Source organism: Endozoicomonas sp. 4G, from assembly GCF_023822025.1.
In the GTDB taxonomy this organism is placed as follows: Bacteria; Pseudomonadota; Gammaproteobacteria; order Pseudomonadales; family Endozoicomonadaceae; genus Endozoicomonas_A.
Genome location: NZ_CP082909.1, coordinates 5,398,634 through 5,413,657, shown reverse-complemented (window position 1 = coordinate 5,413,657; position 15,024 = coordinate 5,398,634). Strand labels below are relative to the sequence as shown.

Here is a 15,024-nt window from a genome sequence, read left to right as displayed (position 1 = left end):
CTTAATCCGGAATCACGTCAGGAATGAATGGTGTGTAGACATCTTTGCCTCTTTGTAGACTGAAGACTTATGATTTCACAGTAGGGTTAGAGCGGTAGGGCGTGAGTTTTGAATGCGCTTACCTGGGATTCAAAAGGGAGGTAAGGGCAGGGACGTCAAAACCCTAAATGAACATTATTCACAAAGGGCTGTTAAGCTTTGGGTTAATGTGCTTTGCGAGCTTTTAGCTTACGATTCTCGTGACAGTCTGAGCTGCTTTGGTTAAAACCTTCAAAAAATGCTTCTTTCAGGGTTTCAGAAAGCTTTCTGCTGGGTGATTGCTGCTCTGATGCTCCTGAAGAGTGTAAATCCAGAGGCTTAGCTTTATTTTTTTTATTTTTCTCGTTATAAAACAGAGAGTTAAAGGTTGTCATACCGTACCTCCTGAATATTTGGCCATAAGATGGTGATTTAGTTTTGGATCGAAGTAATGTTTACGATTAATCCAGACAAAACCATCACCTTTAGTTATAACGGCAACATCTGCGGGCCCTCCAACAGTTTCAGAGTCTGTTGACATTCTTCGCTTCACTGATGTCAAGTTTATAAGCGATTCGGCCAGTCTTGCAAGCTCGTCGCGAGGCAGAAAGCTTACAGCATTTATAATTGGGCTAGAGTTCCGCTCTCTGAGCATGTTTTGGAATTCTTCGCCTACACGTCTTGCTCCTATTGAGCCAAATCGACCGAGTTTAGACACGATTTTCGAAGCTGTATCAGCTTCTTCAGCTAGAAGTTTCTCAACTGCTTCTGGATAGGATGCGGCAATGCCGTGGATTAGGTCATTCACAGAGTTGATGTAGTCGGGGTGAACTCCATCCATAAATGTGCTTATAACGTCACTTTGAGCAAATGGTAATATTGTTACTGTATTATCAAGATCTATAACTGCTGAGCTGTTATCCCAGTACTTTAATCGTTTGTATGTTCCCTCAATATTGAATGAAAAAGTTGAAGGAAAAAGCTCTTTTTCCCCGAAACCGGATATAACCAAGCCGCTGTGTTGGCCTGTAAAGGCGTGACTGATCAGGAAGGCTTCAGTGATAATATTTACCAATGCACTTGAGTATTTTTCTACAAAATAATCGATGTGTTCTTCTAGCCCGGATATTTCATAAACTGCCCCGAATCTCGCGCAGGACTTTGTCGCTCTAAGGGATTTTGCGAGGGAGCGCCGTACCGGGGAGTACGGTCGACTGAGCAAAACTCCCTTAGAGCGGCAAAGGACAAGCGAGATCGGGAGCACGTTTATGAAATATCCGGGCTAGCGGGCTTTCGGAGGCGAGAGCTTTTAAAATCTTGGAGAGACTGCTTTCAATATCCTCTTTTAGCTCTGAATAAAAATCTTCGTCAGCTCTGGGGATTTGCTGATGTTGCTTAATGAAATCCTGTATCTGTGCAAGGGACATTCCGAGCTGTCTACCTAGTTCCCACTGAACCTCTTTATCACTCATCTTGGCAATACTATGGCTATCGAGATAGCTGATCAGGGGTTTAAAAATATGGAGTAAAAGGCCTTTTATATGAGTTTCAAAATATCGCACACTCATTTCGTCTGAGAATAAATTTGCGTCAGATTCGAGGTGCGTCAGGAAATGACTGGCATACTCTTCCAGGCTATCAAATGTTACAGAACCTAACTTTTGGCGGTATGTTTTGATAATGGTTTCCCAAGGAACTCCCATTATCTCAGCACCCCCGTAAATCATAACCCCAACAGGCGCGACCTTTGAGAGCTGAAAAAGTTTGTTAACACTGTTGTATATCTTAGGAGCGATCTGGTCTCCACCAGATATGGTTACCGCACTATCAGCAGCCATTGCTATCGCTGATTTATTCATAACGACGACTTCTGTTGTCATTAGGGACTCCTGCAGAAAAGTTCTGCAAAAGATAGCATATTACCTGCCTTGTGTTTGATCTATTGAGTGTTTGCAAGGTTGGTTGCATCTCAAGCAGTCTATTGTTGAACACCTATGACTGACTCATTGGTTGATGGTTTGTAACTATTCAGCCCCCCTGTAATCGGCTGGCATTTTCGTGATTTTGTGCCACTTTAAAGTACAGTAATACCAATAAAAAAGCCCCCAACTGGAGGCTTTTTTATATCAGGTTATTTGAATGTTTGCCTTTTTGGAACTGAAACTGTCCCAAAGCCTTCGGAACAAATCCCTGACCTTGTATTTATGTCGCTCTGTCGCAGTACCAACAATAACGGTGATGATCATGATGCCTGCAATAATCGACAGGTGTCGCCATCCTGAATGGATATCACCCGGGAAGACTGCCGCAAAGAAATTCATCAGCGGGTAATGGAAGAGGTACAGGGAGAAGGTCAGTCCTGCCCAAAAGCGAATCGGCTTCTGCCAACGTTCCAGCCAGGCCAGGTTATTTTTAGCCACCGTCACCAGACCCAAGAAGTGCATGGAAATCAAGATCATGTAGACGTAGCTGATGATGAACTCATCCGAGTACCTGAGCCATCTGAACACCGTACTGGAGCCCAGAGTGTTGTTGGTCCAATCCAGCAGAACATCGCTGATCCCCAGGTATTTAATAAGACCATAAATCACAATGGGGCTCAGAAACAGTAGCCAGCCGGTGCCACTGGAATGCTCAATCGTTTTGCTCTTTCGGTAAGTCCAGACACCCATCCACCAGACAGGAGCGAGGAGCCATAATTTCAATCCCATAATCGCCAGCACCAGGGCGGTGAGGATAATTCGCTTGTACCCGGTAAAGTAAAAGACCGTGAAGAACATCATGTAATACCAGAACTCGTAACTCAGCGACCAGAAAGGCCCGTTACTGAAGGGTCTGATATTGATGGTCCAGATCTGGTTGACATAGAAGAAACTGGCAAAGAACCGGGCTAAATCATGAAACTTTGAGTACCAGAAGGTTTCATAGAAATCCTGGGCCATCATGATTCCCAGCCAGTCAACAAACATAGTCAACAGCAGGGCTGGGATCACCACAGAGTAAAGTCTGGAGAACCGGTTAATAAGGTAGTTTTTTCTATCTTCCCGTTTGATGTCGGCAACGTAGGCAATGACATACCCGGACAAAACAAAGAAAACAATGACCGTATCACTGCCAATACGCAGATCTCTGATCCATTGCCAGGAGCCACCAGTGATTCTCTCCATGGCAACATGGGAGATCATCACGATAAATGCAGCCAGGAATCGCAACAAGTCCAGATACAGGGATACACGGGTATTCATGATGCAGCCGACCCGGATTTGAACGTTTTGTAACGCTGCCTGAGCATTTTCCCGATCATCTGGAAGGGATAAGCAGTGGCTGCCCTGAGCCCGGTATGAGGATCCGGCTTATTAACGAACAGACCCATCACCAGGTTTTTCCTGATTTCTTCCGATGGCAGCAGCAAAGTACCGAACATCCAGTCCCAGATAGCGAACACCTGACCATGATTTTTCCCCCAATGCTTCATACGTGCACTGTGGTGTATCTGGTGATGGGCAGGGCTGATAAAAATATGATTAAGAACACGGCCCCAGGAAATCCAGATGTGGGAATGCCTTAAGTTAGAAGCCGCTATGGTGAATACGAAGTAGATAAAGTTCATACCAAATATGCGATAGATATCGATTTTACCCATGAACAGGAAAATCAGCCCACCCAGCAGAAAACCCTCGATAACATTCTTGACGGACTTAAAGGTAATCCCATCCAGAGGGTGCAGGCGATAGAGCGTCAGGGGTGTCATAAACTTTGGCGAGTGGTGCACCGCATGGAACTGCCACAGGAAGGGATTCTTGTGACTCAAGGCATGGGCAACATAGTAAGCAAAGTCAGCAATAAGCAGGTACAGCAAGGCAAAAATATAAGGTCCATAAGGCCCTGAAGCCCAGCCGGGGGAGACCCAGTACTTGGCAAGCAAACCACTGAACATCAATGAGAACGCCGTGATGGACATCAACCCAAGAATCGGGGATAGCAGGCCGGAGGTGATCCGGTAGGCCAGAAACAGTTTCAGATCCACTAAAGACGAGTTCGACAGGTAGATACTTTTCGGTACCAGGAAGCAGAAGAAACCTTTTATGGAGGTGTCTTTATTGTCTTTGCGGGAATAGTAAATATACGAGAAAACCGCAAATAATGAAGATGTGAAGATAAATCCGATGAAAATCCTGCTGGTTGAAAAAATCGGGCTCATCAGAGCTTTCTGAAGGCTCTTCTATTGAACCCGTTAACGACTGCAATAGCCATTCAGGCAAAGGTAACCCTGAAAGCAGCTCAAGCATATTGAAACTCCGGCTTAAAATCACTTTATTAATTGGACTGACGACTGCTAATGGATAATCAGCGTATTGTATTTTTCAATGACTGATTGATTAAACGTTCCTGTAAGACATCGGGTCCATTTTTACAGCTCTGTTAAGTTTATTGAGTGAAGTGCTAACGAGGTATACGTATTTTTATTGCTTAAGTTTGATTGATTCTTCGCTGATGAACCCTTGGTTAGAAGTCTTTACAGTAACTTTGCATCCCGCGACTCATTTCTGGACAAACCCTGATATTAACCAGTGATATATTGAGAACCCTCAAAAATTCGCGCTCTGCTGGAAGATGTTCATGCTCAGATTGTCTGGCTTTTTCCATAAAAAATATTCAGCCATGTCGGTTTATTATGTTTAAAAGCCGTGCAAACTATCGTTCTTCGCTCATGGCTGTCTCAAAGCTCATGGCTGTCTCAAAGCTCATGGCTGTCTCAAAGCTCATGGCTGTCTCAAAGCTCATGGCTGTCTCAAAGCTCACGGCTGTCTCAAAGCTCACGGCTGTCTCAAAGCTCACGGCTGTCTCAAAGCTCACGGCTGTCTCAAAGCTCACGGCTGTCTCAACGACACTCGCACTGTCGCTGATCGTGTCGGGATGCTCTTCATCCGATGAAACCCTGAAGACCGATTCCGGACGCAGCCACACACTCACCCTGCTTCATACCAATGACCACAATGGTCAGTTCTGGAAAAACCCGCAGGATGAGGGAGGCATGGCTGCCCGCAAGACCCTGATTGACACCATCCGGGCTGAGGTGACTGCTGAAGGGGGTACAGTCCTGCTGCTGTCGGGTGGTGATATCAGCGGTGGCACACCGGAGTCTGCCCTGCAAAGTGGCGTTCCGGATATCAAAGGCATGAACCTGATGGGCTACGATGCCATGGTGGTCGGCAATCATGAATTTGATCACTCAATGAAAGTGCTCCGCCAGCAGCAAAATCTGGCAAAGTTTCCTTTTCTTTCTGCCAATACCTACGACGCCAGCACTGGCCGCCCCCTCTTTGATGCTTTTCGACTGATTGATGTGGGCGATATAACCGTAGCCATTGTTGGCCTGACTACACAGGATACCCGTAAGATAGGCAATCCGGACAATATCTCGCGCATTGACTTTAAGAATCCGTTACACATCGCCAACCTTCTGGTTCCCAAGATCAAGGAACTGGCTGACGTAGTGATTGCCCTGACTCACCTGGGCTACTTTCCCGATCAATGGCGAACTCACGCCCCACCCGGAGATATTGAGCTGGCAAAAGAGGTCGGTGCTATCGATATCATTATTGGGGCTCACTCAAGGACCGCCCTGCAACAGCCCGAGGTGGTGAATAATACCTGGATCATGCAGGCCGGAGCTAACGGAGAGTACCTTGGCAGGGCTGACTTTACCTGGAAAAACGGTCGGTTAACGCTGGATAATTACCAGCTGATTCCGGTCAACCAAAAAGATCAGAAAAGCCGAATAAAAGAAGATCCTGAAATGCTGAAGCTGCTGGCGCCCTATCAAAAAAAGGGTCAGGAATTAACGATGGTTTATGAGACCCGGTCACCGATTACTGCAAACAGTTTTGCTCCTGGCGGGATGCCAGGAGACCAGGCGGTATTCTCAGGAACTTAAGTACTCAGAAGCATGTCTGACGGGAGCAATGGTAATCAGTCTCCCATCAGCACAGAGTCCAGGGCCAGCACAATCATCTCGTCAAAGGATGTCTGTCTGTCTTCGGGAGACAGCGCGTCACCCTTGCGAATATGATCACTGACGGTGCAGATAGCCAGACCTTTGGCACCAAACTCAGCACAGACGCCGTAAAGACCTGCGGCTTCCATTTCTACACCCAGGATGCCGTGCTTTTCCATGATGTCGAACATGTTATTCTCGGGGCTGTAGAAAAGATCCGCAGAATAGAGATTGCCTACCTTCACCGGCATGTTCTTGTCACGGGCACTGTTAACCGCATTCTCCAGCAAGCCAAAATCGGCAATGGCGGCAAAGTCATGGTCGTTAAAGCGGATACGATTCACTTTCGAATCAGTGCTCGCACCCATACCAATCACGATGTCGCGCAGCTTCACGTCAGAAGAGATAGCACCACAGGAACCCACGCGAATCAGTTTGTTAACACCGTATTCAGTGATCAGCTCCTTGTAGTAAATGGAGGCTGAAGGAATGCCCATGCCGGAACCCATCACTGATATACGACGATCTTTATATGTTCCGGTGTAGCCAAACATATTACGAACGTCGTTTACCAGTTCAGCGCCTTGCAAAAAGTTCTCGGCAATGTATTTGGCACGCAATGGATCACCTGGCATCAGGCAGACATCAGCAAAAGTACCGGGTTTGGCATGAATATGAGGGGTCATTTTTTTCCTCTCCGGGGCTCTGCAAAAGAGCGCTTGAAATAGCGGGCCATGGACAGGCCGGTAAACAGTCAGCTCAGCTTACGACAGAAAGCTGGTGCCGTAATCCATGGGCTCCAGATCAAAGAAACCGGCCAGGCTCTGGCCAATATCTGCGAAGGTCTCCCGTCCACCCAGTGAAACCGGTGGCACCTTTTTGCCATAAACCAGTACGGGTATATGTTCACGGGTATGGTCGGTACCGTGCCAGGTAGGATCACAACCATGGTCGGCACTGATGATCAGCACATCGTCTTCCTGCATGGCGTTGAACAGTCTCGGTAACATGGCGTCCAGCTCTTCCAGCGCCCTGGCATAACCGGCCACATCACGACGATGGCCAAAGGATGAATCAAAATCAACGAAATTGGTAAAGACCAGGGAACGATCCGGGGCTGATTCCAGAGCCTGCATGGTGGCCTCAAACAAAGCCGGAATGCCAGTGGCCTTCAACGTTCTGGTAATACCCTGATGGGCAAAAATATCGGCGATTTTTCCAACACTGACCACTTCGCCACCACTGGCCACCAGCTTATCCAGCAGAGTGGGAGCAGGGGGCAGAACCGAGTAGTCCCGACGATTCCCGGTTCGCTGGAAGTCACCGGCATCATCACCCACAAAAGGACGGGCAATAACACGGCCAATATTGTAAGGATCGAGGAGCTCACGGGCGATTTTGCAGACTTCATACAGTCTGTCCAGGCCAAAAGTCTCTTCATGGCAGGCAATCTGGAAAACGCTGTCTGCCGATGTGTAAACAATAGGCTTGCCGGTACGCAGGTGTTCTTCGCCGAGGTTTTCCAGAATGGTTGTTCCCGAAGCGTGGCAATTACCCAAGACACCCGGCAATCGAGCCTTCTCCACCAGTTGCTCCAGCAGCTCTCTGGGAAAGCTGTTGTTCTCATCCTTGAAATAGCCCCAGTCAAACAGAACCGGAACACCCATCATTTCCCAATGGCCACTGGGGGTGTCCTTGCCACTGGAAATTTCCCTGGCGTAACCATGGGCACCGATCAGCTTTACATTGTTGTTCATGCCAGCGGGAAAGGCTCCCGAAGAATCTTTAGCCGCCTGCAACAAACCAAGACTGGCCAGGATCGGCAATTCCAGCACACCTTCCCGACCGATGTCTGCCTCACCCTGTGCACAGGCCCTGGCGATGTGGCCAATGGTATTTGAGCCGGCATCGCCAAACTGATCGGCATCGGCGCTGGCGCCAATCCCAAACGAATCCATTACCAGAACAATTGCTCGTTTCATGTGAAATACCTTACTCCTGAGAGTTCCCATTAGCAGGAACATGCTGACACTCTTGAACCATGACCGAACCGCCAGGCAGCATAGGCTCAGCCATTCCCTGCGAGTCCCCTAATTATTACTCAGAACCATGCCGAGCAGGACAGTGATTAATACTTAACCCGCTGAACGTCTGGAAAATGACTGGGCAGTGTTCACTAAATTGGGCACTGCTGGAATCCATGGACTACTTTATCAGAGCGTTCATAAACCCGATAAGGCAGATGTCATGACTAACTCAATTTCTCAGCTACCTGAAACAGCAAAACAATCGATATTTTGCCGTCGTGAAAAGGCGAAACTGTGGGCTGCTGCCCTTGGCCTCATCACTATGGCGTGTCCCTGCTCCAAACTGCTGGCAGATGTTCCTTTACCAACACCAGGGGAGGAGAATATTGCCGGAGCTAAAACGACAAAAGATTCTGACTTCCTGGACGCCATTACTAACCATTATGCTCATATGGGGCAAATCGCCCCCTCTGCTCTCAACTCGACTACGACTCATCTGATCTTTGCCATGAACCATGATAATGAGCTGGTCGCAAAGAAAGAGGAAGAGAAAACAGAAGAATCAGAGGACGCTGCAACTGCAACTGCAACTGCAACTGCGGCTGAAGCTGCTACTCCAGCTGAAGCTGCAGCAGCACCGGTGCAACAGCCTCTGGTTGAGATAGCACTTCCGTTCATGAGCCTGGAAGAGATTAAAGCCGAAATTAATGGCATGAATACAGGCATTCCTGAAGACGTTTTAAACGCTATGTTTGAGTATATCTCGAAGCCCGATCTCGATGCTGGTCATTCAATTTCAGTAATGATTAGTAATTTGATAGCAATACTCGACATAAAACTTAACGACAACCAGAATACGCTGATGAGTGTTTTAAATACCATCCAGGGGGAATCATCTCCTGTCAATTTGGAAAAAAAACAACAAAGACAGAGCCTCGCGATGTTAATCGTGAGTTTCTATGCCGCCCTCCATGCAGATAAACAAGACCCTGAGTTGGTTCAGTTCTTTTTTAACGCATTCCTGCTTCACGCCGTCGGCCTGTCTGGCATCGGGAGACTCCATGGCAAAAAAGGTGACCTTTTAGGTACAGATAAACCCATAGACCCCGAACTTTTATCCGACAACGTTCAAGAATCGTTTTCAGTCTTTTATGCAATAAAAGCGTTAGAAGAAGCACGCCGTGATTTTTTGCAACAAGTGAATGAGTTATTAAAAGCTAAAAAGGAAAAGGAAAAGGAAAAGGAAAAGGAAAAGGAAAAACAACCGGCTGACTCGGTACTTCAGCACGCTGCCAATCTACTCAATTACGGGGTTAACAGGAACGGGGGGCCACTTTATGAATTTAATATAGAATCACTCACCCGGTCATTGCAGGTATCAGCAGAACATAGTGACACAAATCCTGGGGTAGTTGCCTCTAATAATCAGTTTACGAGTTTGATTTATGTCATAGGGATGCTGCTTGATCCTTACGCGACAACACTCGCGCAATCACATGTTAATAACTTGTCGAGTTATTTTCGTGCATCAGGCTGGCTGGGAGATAGCACTGAACCTTCAGTCGTAGAAAATGGTACCGAGCCTTCAGAGCAAAAAAGCAAAGAAGAAACGATATTTGAAACATTCCAAAAGGTATTAGATGACGCAAAACAAAATAACGGGAAGGACGGCACTAAATTATTTGAAAAGTTGCTTTCATCGCTACAAAAATACATAGAGCATCAGTTACGAAAAGCTTTGAAGGATAATGAAGGTGATTACAAAATCATAATGGGCACCATTGGCTCAGGATTTGCTGACTTGCTGGAACGATCAGAAAAAATATTGGCAATCTATTCTGAACAGCCTGAAACAGCTGAATCGGACAAGGCAGCACAAGCAGAAGGCGGGCCCTACAGTGATGAGAACAAGAAAAAACACCTGCAAGATCGAATAGAAGCGTTGCAAGCATTCGTCAAATGGTTTAGTTCCAACTATGGATTTTATATGGACCCCCCTGTTGACTCGGACGTAGATGGCGCTGTCAGCAAGAAGCCTGAGGGTAGTGAATCTGACACGGATGAATCTGACCTGGAGGAATCTGATATGGATGATGCTGACAGTAATAAGGCTGACCATGGTGAAGCTGACATAGATGAAGCTGACATAGATGATGTTGACACTAATAAGCCTGAGGGTGGTGAATCTGACTTATGATTTAGGCTGCCAGCAGTTTCTAACAAACTGCTGGCACCAAAAAAATTCGGCAACGCTGTGATCCAAGGATCGGTTTTCTGTGCATTCATAAGCTAGAAAAGGCAGATGTTTATGAGTAACTCCACTTCCCAGCTACCTGAAACAACAAAGCAATCAATATTTTCCCATCGAAACAAAGCCTATCATACGGCTGCTTTCCTTAGTCTGATTATAATGGCTTGCTCCTGTTCAAAAGTGTTGGCAGAAAATATTCTATCAACACCTTTGATTGAGGAATTTATTGAAAAAAAAATAACCACTGAAGAAGAAATGAAAAAAAAATCCAGTTTCCTGGACTATTTGATTAACATAGACAGACTCCCCCCTTTCGAACTCAACTCAAATATGACCCGTGCCGTCTTCGCCATGAACCATGAAAATGAGCAAGGAACGCAGCCAGGCACATCAGCGGGGGCTGAAGCAGCTCAGCCACAGGCTGTATTGCAAATTCAGCCTCCTCTAATAAACCATGAATATATTGTCGCCACTGTCAATGGGTTGAATACATGGCTTGATCAAACCACCATAAACACCCTGTTGGACTACATTCCGTCAATCTCTAATGAAGGCCTGACAATTGCTAAAATGCTTACTCAATTGATACACGCTCTCAATATAACGGTTAACGAAGACCAGGTTCGGTTGATAACCATTCTAAATACTATCGAGGATACCGTATCTCCAATTGATTTAGATAAACCACATCAAGCCCAGGGCCTTGCGATATTAATATTGAGTTACTATGCAGCCATCCGTTCAAATGGCGCCAACTCTCAAGCGACTCATTTCTTTTTTCAAACATTCCTGAATCACGCCTCTAGCTTGTCTGGCATTGCGAGAATTCTTGATAAAAAAGCTGACCTTTTAGGTACAAATAAACCCATATTGACTCTAAAAACTTTAAAAAAGAATGTTGCAAAATGTATCCCCGTCAGCTCTGACATACAATTCTGGCGAGAAATGAGCTATATCCATTTGCTGCAGATGAACAACAACCCCTTATTTATTGAAGAACCAGAGATAGCCATTGACCCAATGCTAGAAGCCGCCATTACCTTTCTCACTTATAGCGATAACAATATCGGAATGCCGCTTTACCAACGCTATATACAATCAGAAATACGAATGTTAAGCGTGATGCAACAGCATGGTGAAAACAATCCAGAAATCGTTGCCTCAAGTAATCAATTCGCAAACCTGGTTGAGTCCGTAAGCATGATCCTTGATCCTTTCACCATACAATTAGCAACAATACATGTTGAAAACATGTCGAGTTATTTTAGCGCGTCATATTGGGATGACACCATTATTTCTTCAGAAGGAAAAGAAAAAAAGAAAATAAAAGAAAAGAAATTATTTAAAATATTCAAGAAACTATTAACCGACGCAAAAAACAACCCTGGTAATGAAAGTCCTAAAATATTTCAAGAATTACTTCTATCCTTGAAAAATTACATAGAACAACGAGTGCAAAGAACCTTTTTTGATAGAAATGAGCTCATAACCATAATGCTAACCCTCTGGACAGGATTTTCAGATCTGCTGACACAATCAGAGACTACTTTGTTACTGCTTGAGTCATTGACTGAAGTCGAAGACTATCTGCATACTCATGGAATTGAACAAAAAGAGAGGAAAAGAAAATACTTGAAAGATCGGATAAAACACTTAAAAGATTTTTCCATTTGGCTGAACTCAAATTACCGTGCTTTTATGAACGCTTATCAGCGTTCCAGCCAATCAATTCGAAGAACAGACTCCTAACCCAGGAGCCTGTCGGACTTTTTTTAAAGACGAAAGAAAACTCAGTATCCGCCTTTATCGTCTTCCTGTTCTTTCAGGCCAAGCGCCACCAGCAGGCTTCCGAGCAAGCTACTGGCACCAAAGCGGTAGTGGTTACGATCGATCCACTCCTCTCCCATAACGTCAGCGGCAATAGCCAGGTGTTCTGCTGCGTCCTGTGCTGTTCGAATGCCACCAGCAGGTTTAAAGCCTACGTTTTGCCTGCCACTGTCGCGAATGGCTTCCAGCATGATGCGGGCAGATTCCGGTGTCGCATTAACAGGGACTTTACCGGTTGAGGTTTTGATAAAGTCAGCACCGGCTTCAATGCAAATATCACTGGCCCGACGGATCAGGGCCGGATCCTTCAGTTCACCGGACTCAATGATCACCTTGAGCATCACCTTGTCTGCACAGACTTCTTTGCAACGACGAACCAGCTCAGCTCCAACCGTTTCATCACCTGCCATAAAGGCGCGATAGGGGAAAACAACGTCTACTTCATCGGCACCATAAACGACAGCCGCCCTGGTTTCTGTGACCGCCAGCTCAATATCATCACCGCCCTCGGGAAAGTTGGTAACGGTAGCAACCGTTACATCCTTCAGACCCAGCTCTTTAAGGGTCTTTTTGGCGATGGGAACAAATCTTGGGTAAATACAGACGGCAGCGGTATTGCCTGCTGGTGTTTTGGCTTTGTGGCAAAGATCAATAATCACTTCCGGCGTATCATTTTCATTCAGGGAAGTGAGGTCCATCAGTTGCAGGGCCTTACGGCTGCTGGCAGTGAGATCGGTCATGATTCTGTCCTCTGATTCAAAAGAGTTTCTGTACTGCAGAAGTAGGCAAGGGTGCAGCACATGCCCCTCATGGGACCGGGTCGCTTGAAGTGAAGGCGTATCCTAGAGAATACCTGCCAGTAAATACAACAAGTATTTTCGGACGGGCATTCGGCTTTTTTGAATAATACCACTGCTTTTCTGACGTCCTAAGTAGTACTCTATGGGGACTATAAAGCCAGCAAACAGTCGTACTCGCCTTATGATCCCAACGGAATCCCTCGAAATTGTCAGAGCCGTGGCCCACTTCAGAAACTTTACTGCTGCGGCCAGGTACCTGCATAAAGTACCTTCAGCAATCAGCTATACCGTCCGCAAGCTGGAAGAACGCCTGGATGTGCAACTGTTTCTGAGGGACAGTAAACGGGTTGAACTGACCCCGGCAGGCGAACACTTTATCCGTCAGACTGGCAAACTGCTGGCTGAACTGGAGGAACTGGAGAAAACCACCCGCCAGATGGCTACCGGCTGGGAACATGAAATCAAGATTGCCCTGGATAATGTTGTTAACCAGGGCATGGTTTACGATCTGATTCGCGACCTTCAGGCGGTTCGCCCGGAAACCAGTCTGGTGATCAATACTGAAGTTCACAACGGCTCCTGGGATGCCCTGTTCCATAACCGTTGCCAACTGGTCATTGGGGCTCCCAAGGCTATTCCGGACAATATTGAGACGAACGATCGTTTTGAATGGAAGTCCATGGGTTCGCTGGAATGGGATCTGGTGATGTCTCCCGGGCATCCGTTAGCCAGTATTTCCGGTCTCATCAGTCAGGACATGCTGAAGAATTACAGTTCAATCTGCATTCAGGATACATCCAGAGTCTTTCGACAAGGCTACAACCTGCTGCTCGAAGATCAGCAAATTCTCCTGGTTCCCAGTTTCCGCATGGCCATTGAGTGTCTGCTGAAAGGGTTGGGCATTACCGTCATGCCAAGCCACTTTGTTCAGCCCTACATTGAGCAGGAATTGCTGGTTCGCAGGGATGTGCTGGATATTCCCATGAATGACAGTTGTTACCTGGCCTGGAACAAGGAGGTCATGGGCAATGGTATTCGCTGGGTGCTGGACTGGCTGGGTGAAGAAAGCTGGCTGAACAAAGTCTGGCTACAGTATGACGCGATGAAGCCCATGGGTTATCACGTGCCATGACGGCTGTATGCCCTGTAAGTCATCCATTTGTATAGCTTACAGGCTTTAACAGCTGGTCTCGGTTCTTGGCCGGTCAAAGCGGTTCCCCATGGCAAAGACATTGCCCAGCAAAATAATCCCCACCCCCAATACTGACACCGGTGTCCATTGGTAACCCTCCAGAGCAGTGGAGATCAAGAGGGCAATAATGGGATAGACAATATCCACATAAGCGGTGCGATCAGATCCCATTCGCTGAATCAGGGAAAGGTATGAAGTCATGGCGACAACTGAACCAAAAACCACCAGATAAACCAGGGAAAGCAGGTAACCCGGACTAAAGTCAAACGAAGGTGGAACACCGCGGAGCAAGGCCAGCCCCACCATTTCCAGGCCACCATACAACATGGTAAACACCGTCACCGGTACCACTGACAAACCGTCTTTTTCGTTAATCTCGCAGGACACACTGCCCATGGAAAACATCAATACGGCAACCAGTGCCAGTGCCAGCCCCTTCAATTCCTGAGAGCTTGGGTCAATCTGCGTGATATGGGGGAAAAACACCATCAATATACCGACACTGCCCAGTGCCGCTCCTATCAGAACAGAGCGTTTAATGGCGTGTCCCAGCCAAAACCGGGCAATCACTACATTTGAATAAAGAATGCCCGTGCAAATCAATGCTGAAAGCCCACTGCTGATGAACTTTTCGCTCTCATAGACCAGCCAGTAGGACACACCGCAAAGGAAGGTTCCCTGAAAAAAAAGTCTCAAATGCTGCTGCCGGGTAAAGCCTGAAAACCTACCCCTGAAACGACAGATTAGCCATAACAACAGCGCCCCTGACAGAAACCGGTAAGCGATTGACCACATGGCGTCAACGGTTCCCAGCTGCCAGCTGACAGCATACCAGGTAGAGCCCCAAACCAGAGAGCAGATACAAAAGAGAGTGGCATTGGACACGTTCTGAACTTCCCGCATCGAAATCT

At 46.7% G+C, this 15,024-nt stretch carries 13 protein-coding genes; 4 read left to right on the top strand and 9 right to left on the bottom strand.

All coding sequences use genetic code 11. The features are described 5' to 3' along the window. Positions 1 to 203: 203 nt before the first annotated feature. The 5 genes from K7B67_RS21470 to K7B67_RS21450 all read right to left on the bottom strand — a co-directional run bounded on the left by K7B67_RS21470 (position 204) and on the right by K7B67_RS21450 (position 4,219). Positions 204 to 413: a hypothetical protein gene (locus K7B67_RS21470; RefSeq protein WP_252177886.1), complete on the bottom strand. Its 210-nt coding sequence runs from the start codon at positions 411 to 413 to the stop codon at positions 204 to 206. After that, on the bottom strand, positions 410 to 1,240 hold the full coding sequence (locus tag K7B67_RS21465; protein WP_252177885.1) for a hypothetical protein: 831 nt from the start codon (positions 1,238 to 1,240) through the stop codon (positions 410 to 412). Before K7B67_RS21465 ends, K7B67_RS21470 begins: the two co-directional genes overlap by 4 nt. Before the next feature lie 7 nt (positions 1,241 to 1,247). Continuing rightward, positions 1,248 to 1,898, bottom strand: coding sequence for a hypothetical protein (locus tag K7B67_RS21460; RefSeq protein WP_252177884.1), 651 nt, complete (start codon positions 1,896 to 1,898; stop codon positions 1,248 to 1,250). A gap of 246 nt (positions 1,899 to 2,144) precedes the next feature. Next, positions 2,145 to 3,263 carry an acyltransferase gene (locus K7B67_RS21455; RefSeq protein ID WP_252177883.1) on the bottom strand — a complete coding sequence of 373 codons (1,119 nt, stop codon included), beginning with the start codon at positions 3,261 to 3,263 and terminating at the stop codon, positions 2,145 to 2,147. Continuing rightward, the gene (locus K7B67_RS21450; protein WP_252177882.1) at positions 3,260 to 4,219 is read right to left on the bottom strand and encodes a sterol desaturase family protein; all 960 of its coding nucleotides are present in this window, start codon (positions 4,217 to 4,219) and stop codon (positions 3,260 to 3,262) included. Before K7B67_RS21450 ends, K7B67_RS21455 begins: the two co-directional genes overlap by 4 nt. Before the next feature lie 582 nt (positions 4,220 to 4,801). Between K7B67_RS21450 and K7B67_RS21445 the strand changes: the two genes are divergently transcribed. Beyond that, positions 4,802 to 5,956 (top strand): metallophosphoesterase, encoded by a 1,155-nt coding sequence (locus K7B67_RS21445; RefSeq protein WP_252177881.1) that lies wholly within the window; start codon positions 4,802 to 4,804, stop codon positions 5,954 to 5,956. A 35-nt stretch (positions 5,957 to 5,991) separates the two neighbouring features. On the opposite strand, the gene deoD is transcribed toward K7B67_RS21445, so the two are convergent. Continuing rightward, positions 5,992 to 6,702, bottom strand: a complete 711-nt coding sequence (deoD, locus tag K7B67_RS21440) for a purine-nucleoside phosphorylase (protein ID WP_252177880.1) — start codon at positions 6,700 to 6,702, stop codon at positions 5,992 to 5,994. A 78-nt stretch (positions 6,703 to 6,780) separates the two neighbouring features. Continuing rightward, entirely contained in the window at positions 6,781 to 7,998 is a 1,218-nt protein-coding gene (locus K7B67_RS21435) for a phosphopentomutase (RefSeq protein ID WP_252177879.1), read from the bottom strand. Positions 7,999 to 8,263: 265 nt separating this feature from the next. Between K7B67_RS21435 and K7B67_RS21430 the strand changes: the two genes are divergently transcribed. After that, positions 8,264 to 10,240: a hypothetical protein gene (locus K7B67_RS21430; RefSeq protein ID WP_252177878.1), complete on the top strand. Its 1,977-nt coding sequence runs from the start codon at positions 8,264 to 8,266 to the stop codon at positions 10,238 to 10,240. A 111-nt stretch (positions 10,241 to 10,351) separates the two neighbouring features. After that, positions 10,352 to 12,043, top strand: a complete 1,692-nt coding sequence (locus K7B67_RS21425; RefSeq protein WP_252177877.1) for a hypothetical protein — start codon at positions 10,352 to 10,354, stop codon at positions 12,041 to 12,043. 41 nt (positions 12,044 to 12,084) lie between these two features. Here K7B67_RS21425 and deoC read toward each other — a convergent pair whose 3' ends face one another. Then, on the bottom strand, positions 12,085 to 12,861 hold the full coding sequence (gene deoC / locus K7B67_RS21420) for a deoxyribose-phosphate aldolase (RefSeq protein WP_252177876.1): 777 nt from the start codon (positions 12,859 to 12,861) through the stop codon (positions 12,085 to 12,087). Between the two features lie 202 nt (positions 12,862 to 13,063). Between deoC and K7B67_RS21415 the strand changes: the two genes are divergently transcribed. Next, the gene (locus K7B67_RS21415; protein WP_252177875.1) at positions 13,064 to 14,053 is read left to right on the top strand and encodes a LysR substrate-binding domain-containing protein; all 990 of its coding nucleotides are present in this window, start codon (positions 13,064 to 13,066) and stop codon (positions 14,051 to 14,053) included. Between the two features lie 45 nt (positions 14,054 to 14,098). Here the strand turns inward: K7B67_RS21415 and K7B67_RS21410 are convergent, their stop codons facing one another. Then, a complete protein-coding gene (locus tag K7B67_RS21410) occupies positions 14,099 to 14,998 on the bottom strand; it encodes an EamA family transporter (RefSeq protein ID WP_252177874.1) in 900 nt (299 codons plus the stop codon). Positions 14,999 to 15,024: the final 26 nt, after the last annotated feature.

Bases quoted from the DNA above. Each gene is read 5' to 3' on its own strand.
- K7B67_RS21460 (WP_252177884.1), bottom strand. From the start codon at position 1,898: ATGACAACAGAAGTCGTCGTTATGAATAAATCAGCGATAGCAATGGCT.
- K7B67_RS21445 (WP_252177881.1), top strand. From the start codon at position 4,802: ATGGCTGTCTCAAAGCTCACGGCTGTCTCAAAGCTCACGGCTGTCTCA.
- K7B67_RS21470 (WP_252177886.1), bottom strand. From the start codon at position 413: ATGACAACCTTTAACTCTCTGTTTTATAACGAGAAAAATAAAAAAAAT.
- K7B67_RS21430 (WP_252177878.1), top strand. From the start codon at position 8,264: ATGACTAACTCAATTTCTCAGCTACCTGAAACAGCAAAACAATCGATA.
- deoC (WP_252177876.1), bottom strand. From the start codon at position 12,861: ATGACCGATCTCACTGCCAGCAGCCGTAAGGCCCTGCAACTGATGGAC.
- deoD (WP_252177880.1), bottom strand. From the start codon at position 6,702: ATGACCCCTCATATTCATGCCAAACCCGGTACTTTTGCTGATGTCTGC.
- K7B67_RS21435 (WP_252177879.1), bottom strand. From the start codon at position 7,998: ATGAAACGAGCAATTGTTCTGGTAATGGATTCGTTTGGGATTGGCGCC.
- K7B67_RS21455 (WP_252177883.1), bottom strand. From the start codon at position 3,263: ATGAATACCCGTGTATCCCTGTATCTGGACTTGTTGCGATTCCTGGCT.
- K7B67_RS21425 (WP_252177877.1), top strand. From the start codon at position 10,352: ATGAGTAACTCCACTTCCCAGCTACCTGAAACAACAAAGCAATCAATA.
- K7B67_RS21450 (WP_252177882.1), bottom strand. From the start codon at position 4,219: ATGAGCCCGATTTTTTCAACCAGCAGGATTTTCATCGGATTTATCTTC.
- K7B67_RS21415 (WP_252177875.1), top strand. From the start codon at position 13,064: ATGGGGACTATAAAGCCAGCAAACAGTCGTACTCGCCTTATGATCCCA.